General features: G+C 70.7%; 15 protein-coding genes, 1 tRNA gene and 2 pseudogenes. 12 read left to right on the top strand and 6 right to left on the bottom strand.

Going from position 1 to position 17,298, the window contains the following annotated elements; all coding sequences use genetic code 11:
* The first annotated feature begins 9 nt into the window (after window positions 1-9).
* From NRY95_14050 to NRY95_14035, 4 genes and pseudogenes are all read left to right on the top strand, one after another.
* The gene (locus NRY95_14050) at window positions 10-528 is read left to right on the top strand and encodes a chemotaxis protein CheW (protein ID UYC14849.1); all 519 of its coding nucleotides are present in this window, start codon (window positions 10-12) and stop codon (window positions 526-528) included.
* A gap of 229 nt (window positions 529-757) precedes the next feature.
* Window positions 758-922: a hypothetical protein gene (locus tag NRY95_14045; GenBank protein ID UYC14848.1), complete on the top strand. Its 165-nt coding sequence runs from the start codon at window positions 758-760 to the stop codon at window positions 920-922.
* Window positions 923-1,535: 613 nt separating this feature from the next.
* A pseudogene (locus NRY95_14040) lies at window positions 1,536-2,609 on the top strand (CHASE3 domain-containing protein).
* 72 nt (window positions 2,610-2,681) lie between these two features.
* A pseudogene (locus NRY95_14035) lies at window positions 2,682-3,527 on the top strand (methyl-accepting chemotaxis protein).
* Window positions 3,528-3,646: 119 nt separating this feature from the next.
* Here NRY95_14035 and NRY95_14030 read toward each other — a convergent pair.
* Window positions 3,647-3,722: transfer RNA gene (locus NRY95_14030), tRNA-Ala, on the bottom strand.
* Between the two features lie 267 nt (window positions 3,723-3,989).
* Between NRY95_14030 and NRY95_14025 the strand changes: the two genes are divergently transcribed.
* The gene (locus NRY95_14025; GenBank protein ID UYC14847.1) at window positions 3,990-4,394 is read left to right on the top strand and encodes an H-NS histone family protein; all 405 of its coding nucleotides are present in this window, start codon (window positions 3,990-3,992) and stop codon (window positions 4,392-4,394) included.
* Between the two features lie 281 nt (window positions 4,395-4,675).
* On the opposite strand, the gene rnd is transcribed toward NRY95_14025, so the two are convergent.
* Entirely contained in the window at window positions 4,676-5,761 is a 1,086-nt protein-coding gene (gene rnd / locus NRY95_14020; protein UYC14846.1) for a ribonuclease D, read from the bottom strand.
* A gap of 103 nt (window positions 5,762-5,864) precedes the next feature.
* On the opposite strand from rnd, the gene NRY95_14015 reads away from it, so the two are divergent.
* The 3 genes from NRY95_14015 (at window position 5,865) to NRY95_14005 (ending at window position 9,335) form a co-directional block, all read left to right on the top strand.
* Window positions 5,865-7,772 (top strand): formylglycine-generating enzyme family protein, encoded by a 1,908-nt coding sequence (locus tag NRY95_14015; GenBank protein ID UYC14845.1) that lies wholly within the window; start codon window positions 5,865-5,867, stop codon window positions 7,770-7,772.
* Between the two features lie 82 nt (window positions 7,773-7,854).
* A complete protein-coding gene (locus NRY95_14010; GenBank protein ID UYC14844.1) occupies window positions 7,855-8,766 on the top strand; it encodes a M48 family metallopeptidase in 912 nt (303 codons plus the stop codon).
* Between the two features lie 113 nt (window positions 8,767-8,879).
* The gene (locus NRY95_14005; GenBank protein ID UYC14843.1) at window positions 8,880-9,335 is read left to right on the top strand and encodes a DUF6491 family protein; all 456 of its coding nucleotides are present in this window, start codon (window positions 8,880-8,882) and stop codon (window positions 9,333-9,335) included.
* 411 nt (window positions 9,336-9,746) lie between these two features.
* Here the strand turns inward: NRY95_14005 and NRY95_14000 are convergent, their stop codons facing one another.
* The 4 genes from NRY95_14000 to NRY95_13985 form a co-directional block, all read right to left on the bottom strand.
* The gene (locus tag NRY95_14000) at window positions 9,747-10,025 is read right to left on the bottom strand and encodes an oxidative damage protection protein (GenBank protein ID UYC14842.1); all 279 of its coding nucleotides are present in this window, start codon (window positions 10,023-10,025) and stop codon (window positions 9,747-9,749) included.
* 30 nt (window positions 10,026-10,055) lie between these two features.
* The gene (gene mutY, locus NRY95_13995; protein UYC14841.1) at window positions 10,056-11,117 is read right to left on the bottom strand and encodes an A/G-specific adenine glycosylase; all 1,062 of its coding nucleotides are present in this window, start codon (window positions 11,115-11,117) and stop codon (window positions 10,056-10,058) included.
* Window positions 11,118-11,270: 153 nt separating this feature from the next.
* Window positions 11,271-12,635 (bottom strand): signal recognition particle-docking protein FtsY, encoded by a 1,365-nt coding sequence (ftsY, locus tag NRY95_13990; protein ID UYC14840.1) that lies wholly within the window; start codon window positions 12,633-12,635, stop codon window positions 11,271-11,273.
* Between the two features lie 158 nt (window positions 12,636-12,793).
* Window positions 12,794-13,501, bottom strand: coding sequence for an AraC family transcriptional regulator (locus tag NRY95_13985; GenBank protein ID UYC14839.1), 708 nt, complete (start codon window positions 13,499-13,501; stop codon window positions 12,794-12,796).
* A gap of 177 nt (window positions 13,502-13,678) precedes the next feature.
* Between NRY95_13985 and NRY95_13980 the strand changes: the two genes are divergently transcribed.
* The 4 genes from NRY95_13980 to NRY95_13965 are packed head-to-tail and all read left to right on the top strand — an operon-like array spanning window position 13,679 to window position 17,295.
* Window positions 13,679-14,620, top strand: coding sequence for a 4-hydroxyproline epimerase (locus NRY95_13980; protein ID UYC14838.1), 942 nt, complete (start codon window positions 13,679-13,681; stop codon window positions 14,618-14,620).
* Entirely contained in the window at window positions 14,617-15,717 is a 1,101-nt protein-coding gene (locus NRY95_13975; GenBank protein UYC14837.1) for an FAD-binding oxidoreductase, read from the top strand. The genes NRY95_13980 and NRY95_13975 overlap by 4 nt, the downstream gene beginning before the upstream one ends.
* An 8-nt stretch (window positions 15,718-15,725) precedes the next feature.
* Window positions 15,726-15,962 (top strand): (2Fe-2S)-binding protein, encoded by a 237-nt coding sequence (locus tag NRY95_13970; protein UYC18594.1) that lies wholly within the window; start codon window positions 15,726-15,728, stop codon window positions 15,960-15,962.
* A complete protein-coding gene (locus NRY95_13965) occupies window positions 15,955-17,295 on the top strand; it encodes an NAD(P)/FAD-dependent oxidoreductase (protein ID UYC14836.1) in 1,341 nt (446 codons plus the stop codon). Before NRY95_13970 ends, NRY95_13965 begins: the two co-directional genes overlap by 8 nt.
* Window positions 17,296-17,298 lie beyond the last annotated feature (3 nt).

Below are 17,298 nucleotides of genomic sequence, written 5' to 3'. Positions count from 1 at the left end.
GAGCAGACCATGGGCACGCATCCGGACAACGCAGCGGCCGTGCCGCTGCAGGCGGAGCAGGCGCCGGCGCAGTTCCTGACCTTCCAACTGGAACAGGAACTGTTCGGCCTGAACATCGTCGGCATCCACGAGATCATCGAATACCGTGCGCCGACGCCGGTACCGACCATGCCCGCCTGCGTGCGCGGCGTGATCAACCTGCGCGGCGCGGTGGTGCCGGTGCTGGACCTGCAGTTGCGGCTCGGCCGCGCGCCCAGCCGCATCACCCGGCGCAGTTGCATCGTGATCGTGACCGCCGAGGAAGCCGGCACGGTCCGGGCGTTCGGCCTGCTGGTCGATGCGGTCAACGAAGTGCTGGACATCCCGGTGCAGCAGATCGAGGCGGCGCCGTCGTTCGGCAGCGGCCTGCGCGACGAGCTGTTGCAGGGCATGGGCAAGCTGGAAGGCCGGCTGGTGATCCTGCTGGATCGCGCGCGCCTGCTGCGCGTGGACGATAGCGCCGACGTGGCGCTGCCGGCGGCGGCCTGAGGCGGCGCAGCTGCACCTGCGCGGTCCGGCACAAGGAGGGCGACGATCCGCCGTGCCGCGCACCGGCGCATCCGCCACGGAGCCGCGGCGGATGCGCCGCAAGTGGGTGTGCACGCGCCAGCAGCCGCATCGTCTGAACCGGCATGCGCTCGTCGTGATATGCGCATCACGGCAGCCTCGCTAGTGTCTGCGCGACAGGGCATCGGCCCGCCATCGCGAGGTTTGGACCATGGCAGACGACGACAAACAGCAGGGCGAAAAGCAGGGCATCCAGGAAGGTCGGCAGGATCGCGCGCAGGACGAGGCGGGCAAGCTGCGCCCCGGGCTGGAGGACCAGAAGCTGCGCGATGCGCATGAGCGCCGGCCCGGCACCGGCGATACGCGCGCCGATTGAGTCGCCGCGCCGTCCCCCTCGCAACCCCGGCACTTCGACAAGCTGCCGCCGGCGATTGCCGCGGTAGGGGAGCGTGCAACGCGCGCGTGCCGCTGTCGCGCGCGGTTGCCGCTAGCGCGGCCACCGCGTGCGCGAACGAGCGCCGGCGGCCACGACCGAGGACGTGGCGGTCATCTTTTTTTCACGCCGCTTCCATCACGCACCGCGTTTAATCGCGCCGATCGTTCGCGGCGACTTCGCCGTGCGTGGAGTGTCGGGGATGCGCCAGCGCGTAGTTGGCAATGCCTATAAAGTTTCGGATATCGGTGCCGCTATTCCCAAGGAGTGCTGTCCGGCAAGTTCGTGGCGTTCTTGCCAGAGGCCGCTGTCTCGCAGCGCGACGTTCAGCCGTCGTCCTCCTCCCTACCGATTCAAATCCGGAGATATCCTTTCCATGTCCTTCGATAATCTTACCGTCAGCAAGCGCCTGGCGATCGGCTTCTGCAGCTTGATCGGCATTCTACTGCTGGTGGGTACGCTGAATTTGGTCAGTTTCCGCAAGTTCGCTTCCGCCGCTGCGATGGATGCGCATACCTATCAGGTCATCACCCAGGGCGACCGCATGCTCAGCAGCATGCTCAATATCGAAACCGGCGCGCGCGGCTTCGCGCTCACCGGGCAGGAAAGCTACCTGCAGCCGTTCCACCAGGGCAAGTCCGATTTCGAAAGCGTTTGGAGCGAGGCCAAGCGCCTGACCGCGGACAACCCCGTACAGCAGGAGCGCCTGCAGCGGATGCGGCAAGCCTACCAGGGCTTCGTCGCCACGCAATCGCAGATGATCGCATGGCGCCGTGCCGGTACCGCCGGTGCCGCCAGCGAATCGGCGGACGCGCACATGTCCGCCGACGCCGCCAAGCGGCAGATGGATGGATTCCGGGAGTTGATCGCGCAGTACGAGGCGATGGAGCGCGGCTTGCTGGTCAAGCGCAGCGCCGAGAGCGCCAAGCGCGTCACCGCTGGCCAATGGGTCACGATCGGCGGCGTATTCGCCGGCGTCGCGATCGCGGTATTCCTGGGGCTGCGCATTCGCCGCAGCCTGATGCGCCAGCTGGGCGGCGAGCCGGCCTACGCGGCCGAGGTCGTGCGTCGTATCGCGCGCGGCGGCCTGGACGAGGACGTGCGTCTGCAGCACGCAGGCAACTCGTTGCTGGCCGACATGCAGCAGCTGCAATTGCAGCTGCGCCAGCTCAACGCCAGCCAGCTGGACATGAAGCAGCGGCATGATGCGGGCGAGCTGGACTACCGCATGGACGCCAAGCGCTTCCCTGGCGCCTATGGCGACATGGCTGAAGCGATCAATGCCCTGGCCGGCTCGCATATCGAAGTGTCCACGCAGATCGTGGAGTTGCTGGAACGCTATGCGATCGGCGATTTTGCGCGCGACATGGCGCGTCTGCCCGGGCAGAAGCAGCGTATCAGCTTGGCCATGGACACGGCCAAGTCCAATCTGGAAGCGGTCAAGGATGCGATCTTGCAGCTGTCGCAGGCCGCCGCATCCGGCGACTTCAGCAAGCGCGGCGACCGCAGCCGTTTCCAGTACGGGTTCGGCGAGATGGTGCAGGCGCTCAACACGATGATGGCCGAGGCCGAGGCGGCGCTTGCGGATGTGGGCGATGTCATGGTCGCCGTCGCTGCAGGCGACCTCACCCATCAGGTGGATCAGCGGTATCCTGGGGCGTTCGGGCAGTTGGCCGACAGCGCCAATCGCAGCGCCGCGCAGTTGAGCCAGATCGTCGCGCAGATCCGCAGCGGCGCCGATGCGATCAATCTGGCGGCCGGCGAGATCGCCACCGGCAACGACGACCTGTCGCGGCGTACCGAGCAGCAGGCGGCCAGCCTGGAGGAGACCGCCGCTTCGATGGAAGAACTCACCTCCACGGTGCGCCACAACGCCGAGTCCGCGCGCCAGGCGAGCACGCTGGCGAGCGGCGCGGCCGATGTCGCCTCGCGCGGCGGCCAGGTGGTCGGAAAGGTGGTCGAGACCATGGTCGGCATCGAGACGTCGTCAAAGAAGATCGCCGACATCATCGCGGTGATCGACGGCATCGCCTTCCAGACCAACATTCTGGCGCTGAACGCTGCGGTCGAGGCCGCGCGCGCCGGCGACCAGGGCCGCGGCTTCGCGGTGGTGGCCAGCGAGGTGCGCACGCTGGCGCAGCGTTCGGCCAGTGCCGCCAAGGAAATCAAGTCGCTGATCGAGGATTCGGTCGGGCGTGTCGAGGCAGGTGCCGCGCTGGTCAACGACGCGGGCCGGACGATGAGCGAGATCGTGTCTTCGGTGCAGCGCGTCACCGACATCATGGCCGAGATTTCCTCGGCCTCGCAGGAGCAGTCGGCCGGGATCGAGCAGGTCAACCAGACCGTGACCCAGATGGACGAGACCACCCAGCAGAACGCTGCACTGGTGGAGGAGGCCACTGCCGCGGCGCGCAGCATGGAGCAGCAGGCGCTGGCCCTGGTGGGGATGGTGGGCCAGTTCCGCATCGGCGAGGACGCCAGCGTGGTCAACCGGATGGTCGCGCGCATCGCCGACGACACCGGCGCCGGGCAGCGCGCGCCGGCCTGAGTCGGGACACCGCGTCCGCCGGCCGCGAGCGCATGGACGCGTTCGTGGCGCCCTGGCGGCGGCGCCTGGCGAACACAAAAAAGCCGGCAAAGCCGGCTTTCTTGTGTTCGCATGTCCAATGGTGGAGCGGAAGGGGATCGAACCCTCGACCTTCGCATTGCGAACGCGACGCTCTCCCAGCTGAGCTACCGCCCCACATCAGACGCATAGTCTAACTGGCCCGGGGCATGCGTGCCAAGAGGGGCGATGCGGGGCGGCGGCGTGGCGCGCGCGGGGCCTTCGCACAGGTGCCGGCCGGCTGTGGCCGGGGCTGCCGCTGAACGCGGGAAGTCGGCGCCGTATCCGGGCAGCCGCCCGGCAGAGTCGATATAATCGTGGGCCGAAATCCTCGCCAGACGATTTCGTCGTTCCGGATGAAATATTCCGTCCGTTCCAAAATTTTTATCCACGGGTCTTTGAAAAATGACGGAAGTTCGCAACTTGCAACAAATCGCCGAAGCCAAGGCCAAGCTGCAGGAAGAGATTCGCAAGCTGGAAGAGCAGGAGAAGCAGGCGCGCGAAGGCGAGACCAGCGCCGCGCACGCCAACATCCTGTCGCTGCTCGAGCAGTTCGCCGAGTTCTTCAGCGCCAAGCAGCGCAACGAGATCGCCGCCTACGTGACCAGCGCGGCGCCGAAGCCGGCCAGCGCCAAGTCCGCCGGCGGCCGCAGCGAGGTCAAGCCGAAGTACCAGCTGCCGCACACCGGCGAGACCTGGTCCGGCCGTGGCCGCACGCCGAAGGCGTTCGCCGCATGGGAAGGCACCGCCGCCTACAACGAATGGAAGGCGCGCCACCCGGATCTGAAGTTTCCGCTGGTCAAATACTGATCGGTCGAAAAAGGCCAGGTCTCCTGGCCTTTTTTATGCGTGATGGTTTTATGCGCGGCATTGGTGGCGCCCGCGCTTTGCCGCGGATAAAACCGCGGCAGAGAAAGCGGGCGCTGAAGGAAATGCGCCTGGAACGACCGAAGGCCGGGCGGCGACATGGTCGTCGCTGCGACCGTTGCGCCGCTGTTCGCCGGCGACAGACCCGGTAGCGGCTTCAGCCGCGACGGATGTGCCGGTAACGCCCATCGCGGCTGAAGCGGCTCTGCAAATGCTCTGAATCCTCAGCCTGCGCCGCCCAGCAGCGGCTGCAGCGTCGCCTCCAGTTCGCGCCGGCGCCAGCCGGCCAGCGGCTGCGGCCATTGGCCGCTTTCCAGCAAGGCTTCCAGGTGCTTGCGCGAGGCGAGTAGGCCGTCGGGCAGGCCGAGTTCGGCGCTGCGTGCGGACACCGCGTCCTGCAGCCGCTTCAACGCCGCCTTGTTGTCGTCGCTGGAGGCCAGCGCCAGCGGCGCGTCCGCCTCGTCGGGCAGCGGCGTGGTCAGCGCCTGCCACAGCGCGTCGCCGAGCTTGCGCGGCGCCTTGGGGTGCTTGTCCAGCAGCGCCTGCAGCTCCTGGCGGTCGGCCGGCGGGAAGCGCGCCAGGGTGGCGGCCAGTTCGTTGTCCAGGATCCAGCTGCGCGGCTTGTCGCTGTGCCGGGCCTGCACGTCGCGCCAGCGCAGCAGGCGCAACAGGCGCTGCTGCGAGGGCCGGTCCATGAACTGCGCCGAGCGCATGCCCAGGTGCGGCCAGCGCTCGCCCTCGTCGTGCTCCACGGTGCCGAGCAGGCGCTCGCCGTCCTCGTGCAGCCAGGCGCTGCGGTCCAGCGTGTGCAGCCTTTCCTGCAATGCGTCGTGGATCGCGAACAGGTGGCGCACGTCGTCGGCGGCGTAGTCCAGCTGCGCCGGCGACAGCGGGCGGCGCAGCCAGTCCGAGCGGGTCTCGCCCTTGGCCAGGTGCACGCCGGTGATCTCCAGCACCAGCTTCTGGTAGCCCATGCCGGCGCCGATGCCGGCCAGGCCGGCGCCGATCTGGGTATCGAACAGCGGCCGCGGCAGCGCGCCGCAGGCGCACTTGAACGCGACCAGGTCCTCGCTGGCGCTGTGCATGACCTTGAGGATGGCCGGGTCCGACAGCCACGGCGCCAGCGCCTGCGGCATGCCGGGAATCAGCGGGTCGATCAGCAGGATTTCGTCGGCTACCGCCATCTGCACCAGCGCCAGTTGCGGCCAGTAGGTGCGTTCGCGGACGAATTCGGTATCCAGGCCGATCCTGGCCGGGCGCTGCGCCAGCCGTTCGGCCAGCTCGGCGGGTTGCTTGATCCAATAGGGCACGTGGTTTCCGTCGAATGCAGGGTTTGCTCAGGCAGGCGAGAATAGCCTAACGTCGGCCCGCCGGCCGCACCGACGCAGTGGCGCGGATGCCATCTGGAGGCCAATGTCGTTGGGAGGAAGCGTGCGTACGAGCGGCCCTGTGATCGCCTGGACCCTGCTGGCCGCGCTGGCGTGCGGCTGCAGCGGGCCGGCGCCTGCGCCACCGGCGCAGCCCGCCAAGCTGGCGCCCGCCAGGCCGGCGCAGGTGCCGGCAGCGGCGGCCGGCAAGCCGGTGCAGGCGCCCAGCGTCACCATCGGCGGCGAGGATGCCGCCGAGACGGTGGCGCGCTGGCAGCCGCCGCTGCCGACGCTCGAGCGCGCACAACTGGCGCAGGCGCGCCGCGACGCCGCGCGCGCGCTGGCCGAGGATCGCCTGTTCGAGGACGCGCAGTCGGCGATCCCGCTGTACCTGGCGATCCGCGCGCTGGCGCCGCAGGACCCGGTCGCGCGCGACGGCCTGCACAAGGCGCGGCGCCGGCTGCTGCAACTCGGCGGCGACCTGCTGCGCGTATCGGAGCAGCAGGAGCAGGCGCTCGAGCGCGCCGATCGCATCGCGATGGTGGCGCTGTCGCTGGATGCCGACGATCCGGCGGTGCGGCGCCTGCAGCAGCGGGTGGAGACCGCGCAGCGGGTGCTGGCCTACGACCGCGCCGGCGAGGACGATCTGCGCGCCGGCCGGCTCGGCGAGGACGGCAACGGCGCCCTCGCCAACTTCCGCGAAGCGCTGCAGCTGGATGCCGGCGATGCGCGCGCGCGGCAGGGCGTGGCGGCGGTGGAGAGCGCGCTGATCCGGCGCGCCGAGGCGGCCGCGGCGGTGTCCGATTTCGCCGCCGCCGGCAGCTGGCTGGCGCGTGCGGCACGCATCCGCGACGGCGCCGCCACCGTGCGCGACGCGCGCGCGCGGGTGGAAGGGGTACGCACCGCGCGCATCGCTGCGCTGCGCGACGCCGGCCTGCGCGACCTGGCCACGCCGGCCGGACTGAAGGCGGCGCGCGAGAAGCTGGGCGAGGTGCTGCGCATCGCCGATCCGGGCGATCCGGTGGCGGCGATGCTGCGCGAGCGCATCGACCTGGCCACCCACTACGGCAGCTTCCGCCCCGGCCAGGTGTTCACCGACGGCATGAGCGACGGCGAACGCGGGCCGCAGATGATCGTGGTGCCGCACGGCGGTTTCCGCATGGGCGCCAGCGACACCGAGCCGGGCGCGATGCCGGCGGAGCAGCCGCTGCACTACGTGCGTTTCGACCGCGGCTTCGCGATGTCGATCACCGAGGTCACCGTGGCCGAGTTCCGCCGCTTCGTCGAGGTCAGCGGCGCGCGGCCGCGTGCGACCCGGCGCGGGCATTCGATCGTCTACGACGAGCGCAGCGGCAATTTCGTGCGCCGCAGCGGCGTGGATTGGCAGTCCGGCTACAACGGCGCGCGCGCCGCGCCGAACAGCCCGGTGATGCACGTCAGCGTGCGCGATGCCGAGGCTTATGCGGCCTGGCTGTCGCAGCAGACCGGGCGCCATTACCGGCTGCCCAGCGAGGCCGAGTTCGAATACGCGCTGCGCGCCGGCGGCCGCGGCCGCTATCCATGGGGCAACGCCGGCACGCCGCCGCGCGGCGCCGGCAACTTCACCGGCGGCGGCGACGTCTCGCCCGGCGGCCGGCACTGGAACAACGCCTTCGTCGGCTATGCCGACGGCTTCTGGGGGCCGGCCCCGGTCGCCAGCTTCAAGGCCAATGCCTGGGGGCTGCACGACATGGGCGGCAACCTCAGCGAGTGGGTCGCCGATTGCTGGCATTCCAGCTACCGCCGCGCGCCGGCCGACGGTGCCGCCTGGTACAACCCCGGCTGCCGCTCGCGGGTGGTGCGCGGCGGCAACTGGGCCAACGCGCCGGAGCAGACCCGTGCCGCCTGGCGGCTGATGCAGGACTCCGACACCACCAGCGCCAGGGTCGGTTTCCGCCTGGTGCGCGGAATTTGACGCGGCCGCGCACCGCACGTCGTTACAGTGCGCGGCACCGGCAGGCGCCGTCGCCGCCCACCAGCCAGCAAGGGGATTGGACATGAGCAACGTCTTCGGCCGCCAGGGCGGGGAACAGGGCGGGGGCCGCCGCGGGTCGCTGGGCGGGGTACGCTGGCTGGTGCTGCTGGGTTTCGCCGTGTACGCGGGCTTCTATTGGTTCTCCAACCGCGCCGAGGATCCCTACACCGGCGAGAAGGTGCTGATCGACAATTCGCTAGGCGTCGAGGACGAGAAGGCGCTGGGGCTGCAGGCCTATCAGGAGATCCTGGCGCAGGAACATCCGGTCGATCCGCAGTCGCAGGTGGCCAAGCAGGTACGCGCGATCGCGCAGCGGCTGATCGCCAAGGTCGACGTGGTCGAGGACGCGCTGGCCGCCGAGCACGGCATGCAGGCCAAGCACTATGCGCGCGGTTTCGACTGGGACGTCAACGTGATCGAGTCCGAGCAGGCCAATGCGTTCTGCCTGCCCGGCGGCAAGATGGCGGTCTACACCGGCCTGCTGCCGGTGGCCAGGAACGCCGATGCGATGGCGGTGGTGATGGGCCACGAGATCGCGCATGCGCTGCTGCGCCACGGTGCGCAACGCATGGCGCAGCAGAAGCTGACCCAGATCGGGCAGATGGCCGGCGCGGCCAGCGGCATGGACCCGCAACAGCAGCAGATGGCGATGGCGGCGATGGGCTACGGCTACCTGCTGCCGTACGCGCGCAGCCACGAGACCCAGGCCGACGAGGTCGGGCTGATGCTGGCCGCCGCGGCCTGCTTCGATCCGCAGGAGGCGGTGCCGCTATGGGAACGGATGAGCGCCAGCAGCGGCGGCCAGGCGCCGCCCGAGTTCTCGTCCACGCACCCCAACCCGGGCACGCGGATCCAGAACCTGCAGGCGCTGATGCCCAAGGCGCTGGAATACCGGCAGCGCTTCTGCGAATCGGCGAAGACCGCGCAGCGCTGAGCGAGCCGCGGGGGCGACGGCAGCCGCATGATGGCTGAATGTGCGGCTGGCGGCCACGGGAAGGTGGGTGGCACGGGTGCATGATTTGCATCTCGCCCTCGGGAGCATTCGCCATGAAACGCCTCTTGCTGCCACTGCTCGGACTGGCCGCGCTGGCCGGCTGCGCCAGCAACCGGATCAGCGACGACGAGCGCCTGGCGCTGTACCGCGCGCACGCCGCCGCGCCGGTGCGCGACTTCCAGTACTTCAACCGGCTCAGCGGCTGGACCGCGCTCGGCGACAGCGCACTGGCGGTGTGGACGCGGCCGAACCAGGCCTATCTGCTGGAGCTGAGCGGCCGTTGCGCCGATCTGGATTACGCGCCGACGATCGCCATCACCCACTTCAGCGACCGGGTCTCGGCGCGCTTCGACGACGTGCTGGTGATCGGCGGCAGCCCGGGCGCGATTCGCCTGCCGTGCCGCATCCAGAGCATCCGCCCGCTCGACATCAAGGCGTTGCGCACGTCGGAAAAGGAATTGCGCGAGGCCAAGGTGCAGGAGCGGGCGCAGCAGGCGCCGGGCGGGTAGGGCGCGGTACCGGCGCGTCGCGGTTCGCGCTGCTGCAGGAAGTCGGCGACCGCGTTGCGTATGGGGCGCCAGGTGCGGTGCCATGATGCAGGAAGCGGATTGTGTGGCAGGCCCGGTCGGCTGGTCGCGCGTCGGCAGGGACCGCGTCGGGTGACCTCGGTGATGGTCGTGACAAGCGAATCGGTGAGCTTGTCGGCTGCGGATCATGTCGGGGCCGAGGCCGCTCCTGAAACGACGACGGATGGCTCGCCGCAAGTCGTTGTGGGAGCGACTTCAGTCGCGACGGGTGGTACCTGTAAAGCTTCGTCGCGACTGAAGTCGCTCCCACAAAGGGGATGGCGCCTCGACCGAGCGCTGCAAGCAGCTTTGCCGCAGAAACCATTCGTCGGTGCCGCGGGGCTTCCGTCGCGCTCAGGATTCCTGTTCGGGTTCCACATAGCCCTCGGGCTTGACCGCGCCGCCCTGGAACAGGAATTTCTCCAGTTCCGTCTCCAGGAACGCGCGGTGCTTGGGGTCGCGCGGCGACAGCCGGTTCTCGTTGATCAGCATGGTCTGGTGCGCCAGCCATGCCTGCCAGCCGGCCTTGCCGATCTGCGCGAACACGCGCTGGCCGATGTCGCCGGGATACGGCACGTAGTCGAGCCCTTCGGCGTCGCGTTGCTGGTACTGGCAGAAGATGGTGCGGGACATGGCGGTTCCTGGTGGCGCGGCGGGCGACGATCAGAGGCCGTCGAGCAGTTTGCGGATCGGGGCGGGCAGGCCGAGCGCGGACAGGCCGGCAGGCGCGACCCAGCGCAGGGCGTCATTGTCGCGTACCGCGTCGCGCAAGGCGACCTTGCGCAGGCGCAGCGGCTGCAGGTGCAGCCGATAGTGGCTGAAGGTGTGCACGATCGGCGGCATCGGCTCGGCATCGTCGAAGTCGCGGCCGCGGGTCTCGCGTTCGAACCAGGCGCGCAGTTCGTTCTCGCTCTCGGCCTGCGGCAGCGTCCACAGCGAGGCCCAGATGCCGCTCGGCGGGCGCCGCTGCAGCAGCAGTTCGCCGGCGGCGTTCTCCAGCAGCAACGCCAGCGCCTCGCGCTCGGGCAGGGTCTTGCCCGGCTTGGGCGTGGGCAGCGCTTCGACCAGGCCATCGCGGCGCGCCACGCAGTCGTCCTGCAGCGGGCACAGCACGCAGGCCGGATTGGCGCGGGTGCACAGGGTGGCGCCGAAATCCATCTGCGCCTGGGTGTAGTCGGCCATGCGCCCGTCGGCGACCGCGGCCACGTGCGCCTGCGCGATCGCCCACAGCGGTTTCTCCACCGCCGGCAGGCCCGGATAGCCGGCGATGCCGTGGTAGCGGGTCAGCACGCGCTTGACGTTGCCGTCCAGGATCGGGAAGCGGTCGTTCCAGGCCTGGCTCAGGATCGCGCCGGCGGTGCTGCGGCCGATGCCGGGCAGCGCGTGCAGCGCGTCGAAATCGCGCGGCAGTTCGCCGCCGTGCAGCTCCACGCAGCGCTTGGCCGCGGCGTGCAGGTTGCGCGCGCGGGCGTAGTAGCCCAGCCCGGCCCATTGCGCCATCACCGCGTCGGTGCCGGCCGCGGCCAGGTCGGGCAGGGTCGGGAAGTGCTGCAGGAAGCGCAGGAAGTACGGGATCACCACCGCGACCTGGGTCTGCTGCAGCATGATTTCCGACAGCCACACGCGGTAGGGGCTGCGCGGATGCTGCCAGGGCAGGTCGTGGCGGCCGTTGCGGTCGAACCAGGCGAGCAGGCGGGGGGCGAAGGTGTCTGGGGGCTGGCGCATGCTGGCATCGAGTCGTTCCTTCTCCCACCGGGAGAAGGTGCCCTGAAGGGGCGGATGAGGGTGCGGGCGAAGCCCAGTGTAGTTGGGGCAGCGAGACGCTTTCGCGCCGTACCCTCACCCCAACCCCTCTCCCGCTGGGAGAGGGGCTTTAGGTCAGGCGCCCAGCGCTTCCGGCAGCAACGCGTCGACGAAGGCTTCGGCGTCGAACACGCGCAGGTCTTCCGGGCGCTCGCCGATGCCGGCGAAGCGGATCGGGATGCCGAACTCGCGCGCCAGCGCGAACACCACGCCGCCCTTGGCGGTGCCGTCGAGTTTGGTCACCACCAGCCCGGTGACGCCGACCGCGGCGTGGAACTGGCGCAGCTGCGACAGCGCGTTCTGGCCGGTGGTGCCGTCGATGACCATCAGCACTTCGTGCGGCGCGGCCGGGTCGAGCTTGCCGAGCACGCGGCGGATCTTGCCCAGCTCGTTCATCAGCCCGGTCTGGGTGTGCAGGCGCCCGGCGGTGTCGGCGATCAGCACCTCGGTGCCGCGCGCCTTGCCTGCCTGCAGCGCGTCGAACGCGACCGAGGCGGCGTCGGCGTTCTGGCCCTGCGCGATCACGGTGACGCCGTTGCGATCGCCCCAGGCCTGCAGCTGCGCCACCGCGGCGGCGCGGAAGGTGTCGCCGGCGGCCAGCATCAGGCTGTGGCCGTCGTCCTTGAAGCGCTTGGCCAGCTTGCCGATGGTGGTGGTCTTGCCGACGCCGTTGACGCCGACCGTGAGCACCACGAACGGCTTGGCAGTGCGGTCGATCTGCAGCGGTTTGGCGACCGGCAGCAGGATCGCGATCAGGTCGGCGCGCAGCGCGCGCAGCAGCGCCTGCGCATCGACGAATTCGCGCGCCTTCATGCGCTTGCGCAGGTTCTCGATCAGCGCGGTGGTGGCCGGCACGCCGACGTCGGCGGTGATCAGCGCGGTCTCGATCTCGTCGAGCAGGTCGTCGTCGAGCTTGGGATTGCGCGAGAACAGGCCGCCGAAGCTGCGCGCGATGGCGCTGTTGCGCAGGCGCTCGCGCCAGCCGGGCTTGCCGGCAGGCGCGGCCGGCGCGGCGTCGCTGCGCTGCAGGTCGTCGCCTGCGGCGAGCGCGCTCGCCGGCGCCGGCGTGGGCATCGGCGCGCTGGGCGTCGCCACGGCGGGAACGGCCGGGGCGGGAACGCGCGCTTCCGCTGGCGCGGTCGGCGCCTGTGGCGGCAGCGGCGTTGCGCCGGGGGGCGGCACGGCGATCGGGGCAGGCGGCAGCGGTGCGGCGTCGGCGCTCGGACGGCCGCTGTCGCGCGCCACTGGCGCTGCGGCTGGCGCCGCGTGCGGCGGTGCCTGTTCAGCGACAGGCGCTGCAACGGCGGCGGGCTCGGCGGCCGGCGCTGCGCCGGCCGGCTTGGGGAAGGCGGCGGCCAGTTCCTCGATGCTGTAGCGCTGGGTGCTGCGGCTATCGCCAGCGTGGTCCTGGGGCTTGTTGCGACGGAATAGGCTGACCATGGATAACGCGGTGACCTTAAACCGGGAATGCTACCACTGTGGCTGTTGGGGCCGGGATTGGGGATTGGGGATTCGGGATTCGTAAAAGCGACATTCCTGCACCCTGCAGGCGCAGCGCCCTTACGAATCCCCAATCCCCAATCCCCAATCCCGGCCCCTCAGAGCTTCCCCTTCATCGACCGGTAATCGCGCGGCGTCATGCCGACGGTGGCCTTGAACTGGCGCGCGAACGCGCTCTGGTCGGCGAAGCCGCACAGCTGGCCGATGCTGGCGATGCTCTCCTCGCCGTGCAGCAGGCGCATCGCCGCTTCGATCCGCATCTTGGTCAGCAACTGCTGCGGGGTCAGCTGGAACACGCGGCGGAAGTGCCGCTCCAGCTGCGCCACCGACAGTTCCGCCAGGTCGGCCAGGGTCTGCACGCGCAGGTTGTCGCCGTAGTGGGTCTGCATGTGCTCCATCGCGCGGCTGATGCGCTCGTAGGCCGAATGGCGGCTGTCGGGCTGGCCCAGGTCGCGGGAGATGCCGACCACGCCGATCACCTCGTCCTGCTCGCACAGCGGGCGTTTGAAGGTCAGGCACCAGCCCGGGGTGCGGTTCGGGAACAGGTGCACCTCGAGCTGGTTCTCGATCATCTCCCCGCACAGCACGCGCCGGTCCTGCATCAGATAGCTGCCGCCCAGCGGCAGCGGGAACACTTCCAGCGCCGATTTGCCGATCAGGTCGGCGCGGTATTTCTTGCCCAGGCGCCGCACCAGGGTCAGGTTGACGTGGGTGTAGCGGCCGTCGCGGTCCTTGACGAAGAACACCACGTCCGGCAGCGCATCGAACAGCGTCTGCATTTCCAGCGCGGAAATCAAAGTATCCATCTGCACTCACCGGGCGGTTGTAGGCGGCGGCGGTGGGCACGCCATGGCATGCCCACTCCCGATGACCGATCCTAGCCTAAGTCGGACCTGGCGGGAGGCTCGGGTTATGCGAACTTCCGCATTTATGACAGGCAAACGCTGCTAGCCGCCGGCGGCCCGGAATGTGAGCATGGGCCTATGCATACACTCGATGTGATCGACTCGCATACCGGCGGCGAACCGACCCGTGTCGTCGTCGCCGGCTTCCCCGACCTGGGCACCGGCCCGCTGGCGCAACGGCGCGATCTGTTCCGCGATCGCTTCGATCGCTGGCGCAGCGCCATCGCCTGCGAACCGCGCGGTTCGGACACCATGGTCGGCGCGCTGCTGCTGCCGCCGATCGCGGCCGACGCCTGCGCGGCGGTGATCTTCTTCAACAACGTCGGCTACCTGGGCATGTGCGGCCACGGCACCATCGGCCTGGTGCGCACGCTGGCCGAGCTGGGCCGGCTGGCGCCGGGCACGCACCGCATCGAGACCCCGGTGGGCACGGTCGGGGTGGAGCTGCACGGCGACGGCCGGGTCTCGGTGGACAACGTGGAAAGCTACCGCCATGCCGCCGGCATCGAGGTGCAGGTGCCCGGCTACGGCCGCGTGCGCGGCGACGTGGCCTGGGGCGGCAACTGGTTCTTCATCACCGAGCAGACGCCGTGTGCGCTGGAGCTGCGCAACCAGCGCGCGCTGACCGCGTACACCGAGGCGCTGCGGCTGGCGCTGGAGGCGGCCGGCATCCGCGGCGCCGACGACGGCGAGATCGACCATATCGAGATCAACGGCCCGGCGCCGGACACCGGCGCCGACGCGCGCAACTTCGTGCTGTGCCCGGGCCTGGCCTACGACCGTTCGCCGTGCGGCACCGGCACCAGCGCCAAGCTGGCGTGCCTGGCCGCCGACGGCAAGCTGGCCGCCGGCCAGGTGTGGCGGCAGGAGGGCATCCTCGGCAGCCTGTTCGAAGGCAGCTACATGCCGGGCACCCGCGGCGTGCTGCCGCGGATCACCGGGCAGGCGCACATCACCGCCCGCGCGCAGTTGCTGATCGATGCGCAGGATCCGTTCGCCTGGGGCATTGGCGCCGGATGAGCGGCTTCGACCTGATCGTCGTCGGCGCCGGCATCGTCGGCGCGGCCTGCGCCGATGCGGCCGCCGCCGCCGGGCTGCGGGTGGCGATCGTCGAGTCGGGCACGATCGGCGGCGGTTCCACCGCCGCGGCGATGGGCCATCTGGTGGCGATGGACGAGGATCCGGCGGAACTGGCGCTGTCGTCCTATTCGCTGCGCCTGTGGGAAGCATTCGCGCAGTTGCCGGCGGCCGAGTTCAGCCGCTGCGGCACGCTGTGGGTGGCGCGGCAGGCGCGCGAGCTGGAGGCGATTCCGGCCAAGATCCAACGCCTGGCCGCGGCCGGGGTACGCGCCGAGGCGATCGACGCCGAGGCGCTGTACCGGCTGGAGCCGGCGCTGGTGCCGGGGCTGGCCGGCGGCATGCGCGTGGCCGCCGAAGCGGTGGTGTATCCGCCGCGGATGGCGCGGCATCTGGTCGAGCGTGCGCTCGCCGCCGGTGCGCAGCTGTTCGCCGGGCGCCGCGCGCTGGCGCTGGCCGCCGGCGGACTGCGCCTGGACGACGGCAGTACCCTCAGCGGGCCGGTGCTGGTCGCCACCGGCTGTGCATTGTCGGAGTTGCTGCCGGAACTGCCGATGCGCGCGCGCAAGGGCCAGCTGGTCATCACCGACCGCTATCCGGGCTTCGTCGGCCACCAATTGCTGGAGCTGGGCTATGCCGACAGCGCGCACGGCAGCGACGGCAGCAGCGTGGCATTCAACGTGCAGCCGCGGCCGACCGGGCAGATCCTGATCGGTTCCTCGCGCGAATTCGATGCCAGCGACCGCAGCGTGTCGATGCCGATGCTGCAACGCATGCTCGAGCGCGCGTTCGCGTTCCTGCCCGGGCTGCGCCAGCTGCAGGCGATCCGGGTCTGGACCGGGCTGCGTCCGGCCACGCCCGACGGCCGTCCCTACCTGGGCGCGGTGCCCGAGCGTGCCGACGTGTGGGTCGCGGCCGGCCACGAAGGGCTGGGCGTGACCACCGCGCTGGGCAGCGCGCGGCTGTTGCTGGATCTGGTTTTGCAGCGCACTCCCGTGCTGGACCCGGCGCCGTTCGCGCCGGCGCGGGCGCTGTCGTGAGCGCGCCGATGCTGCGCCTGCAGATCAACGGTCAGGCCGTCGAGGTACTGGACGGCAGCAGCGTGGCCGCAGCGGTGGCGCAGGTCGCGGTGCATTTCCGCCGTTCGCGCAACGGCCAGCCGCGCGCGCCGCTGTGCGGCATGGGCGTGTGCAGCGAATGCCGGGTGCATATCGATGGCGTCGGCCAGCTGCGCGCCTGCATCACTCCGGTGCGCGACGGCATGCAGGTGTGGACCGATGGCTGAGCCGCGCGCGCTGCAGTACGACGTGGTCGTGGCCGGTGCCGGTCCGGCCGGACTGGCGGCGGCGCTGGCCGCCGCCGGGCACGGCCGGCGCGTGGCGCTGGTCGACCTGCAGGCGCGCGCCGGCGGCCAGATCTGGCGCCACGACGTGACCCATGCGCCGCCGCGGCTGGCCGCGCGCACGCTGGCGCAGCTGGCGGCGAGCAAGATCGCATTTCTGGCGCAGACCCAATTGCTGATGGCGCAGGATCGGCAACTGCTGGCCGACGGCCCGCAGGGCACCCGTTGGATCGGCTACGACGCGCTGGTGCTGGCCACTGGCGCGCGCGAGCTGCTGCTGCCGTTCCCCGGCTGGACCTTGCCTGGCGTCACCGGCGCCGGCGGCGCGCAGGCGCTGGCCAAGCAGGGCTGGCCGCTGGCCGGCAAGCGCGTGCTGGTCGCCGGCAGCGGGCCGCTGTTGCTGGCCAGCGCGGCGACGCTGCGCCGCCACGGTGCGCAGGTGCTGGGCATCGTCGAACAGGCGCCGCTGCGCGCGCTGGCCGGTTTCGCCGCGCAGTTGCCGTGGCGCTGGCCGGACAAGGCGCTGCAGGCGCTGGCCCTGCGCGCGCAACTGGCCGGCGTCGGCTACCACGCCGGCAGCGTGGTGCTGTCGGCGCAGGGCGATGGCCAGCTGCAGTCCGTCGAGATCGACGGCCCGCGCGGGCGCCGCCGCATCGACTGCGATCAGCTGGCGGTCGGCTACGGATTGGTGCCGAACGTGGAGCTGGCGCAACTGCTCGGCTGCCGCCTGGCGCGCAGCGGCGCGCATCCGTGCGTGGCGGTGGATGCGCAGTTGCGTACCAGCGTCGCAGGCGTGTATGCGGCCGGCGAGGCGCTGGGCATCGGCGGGCGCGATTGCGCGCGCATCGAAGGCGCCATCGCCGGACACCTGGCGGCCGGGCAGGGCGCCGCGGCGCAGGCGCTGCAAGCGCCGCGGCGGCGCGCGCGCGCGTTCGCCGCGCTGCTGCAGCGGCAGTTCGCGCTGGACCCGCGCATCCACGCGCTGGCCGCACCGGACACGCTGGTGTGCCGCTGCGAGGACGTGCCGCTGTCGGCGCTGTGCGGCCATGCCGACCTGCGCGATGCCAAGCTGGTCTCGCGCTGCGGCATGGGCGCCTGCCAGGGCCGCATCTGCGGCAGCGCGCTGACCGAGCTGGGGCTGGCGCCGCGGCACGACGATTTTTCCGACGACGGCCGCCGGCCGCCGCTGTTCCCGGTGCGCCTGGACGCGCTCGCCCAATCGCTTCCCGATCCACTTCTTCCCGAACCTCCACTCACAACCCTCGACAAGGTGTAATCC

Source organism: Xanthomonas campestris pv. phormiicola, from assembly GCA_025666215.1.
In the GTDB taxonomy this organism is placed as follows: Bacteria; Pseudomonadota; Gammaproteobacteria; order Xanthomonadales; family Xanthomonadaceae; genus Xanthomonas_A; species Xanthomonas_A campestris_A.
This window is presented reverse-complemented; position numbering and strand designations above follow the sequence as displayed.

Bases quoted from the DNA above. Each gene is read 5' to 3' on its own strand.
- NRY95_14050 (UYC14849.1), top strand. From the start codon at position 10: ATGGGCACGCATCCGGACAACGCAGCGGCCGTGCCGCTGCAGGCGGAG.
- NRY95_14045 (UYC14848.1), top strand. From the start codon at position 758: ATGGCAGACGACGACAAACAGCAGGGCGAAAAGCAGGGCATCCAGGAA.
- NRY95_14025 (UYC14847.1), top strand. From the start codon at position 3,990: ATGACGGAAGTTCGCAACTTGCAACAAATCGCCGAAGCCAAGGCCAAG.
- NRY95_14015 (UYC14845.1), top strand. From the start codon at position 5,865: ATGTCGTTGGGAGGAAGCGTGCGTACGAGCGGCCCTGTGATCGCCTGG.
- NRY95_14010 (UYC14844.1), top strand. From the start codon at position 7,855: ATGAGCAACGTCTTCGGCCGCCAGGGCGGGGAACAGGGCGGGGGCCGC.
- NRY95_14005 (UYC14843.1), top strand. From the start codon at position 8,880: ATGAAACGCCTCTTGCTGCCACTGCTCGGACTGGCCGCGCTGGCCGGC.
- NRY95_14000 (UYC14842.1), bottom strand. From the start codon at position 10,025: ATGTCCCGCACCATCTTCTGCCAGTACCAGCAACGCGACGCCGAAGGG.
- mutY (UYC14841.1), bottom strand. From the start codon at position 11,117: ATGCGCCAGCCCCCAGACACCTTCGCCCCCCGCCTGCTCGCCTGGTTC.
- ftsY (UYC14840.1), bottom strand. From the start codon at position 12,635: ATGGTCAGCCTATTCCGTCGCAACAAGCCCCAGGACCACGCTGGCGAT.
- NRY95_13985 (UYC14839.1), bottom strand. From the start codon at position 13,501: ATGGATACTTTGATTTCCGCGCTGGAAATGCAGACGCTGTTCGATGCG.
- NRY95_13980 (UYC14838.1), top strand. From the start codon at position 13,679: ATGCATACACTCGATGTGATCGACTCGCATACCGGCGGCGAACCGACC.
- NRY95_13975 (UYC14837.1), top strand. From the start codon at position 14,617: ATGAGCGGCTTCGACCTGATCGTCGTCGGCGCCGGCATCGTCGGCGCG.
- NRY95_13970 (UYC18594.1), top strand. From the start codon at position 15,726: ATGCTGCGCCTGCAGATCAACGGTCAGGCCGTCGAGGTACTGGACGGC.
- NRY95_13965 (UYC14836.1), top strand. From the start codon at position 15,955: ATGGCTGAGCCGCGCGCGCTGCAGTACGACGTGGTCGTGGCCGGTGCC.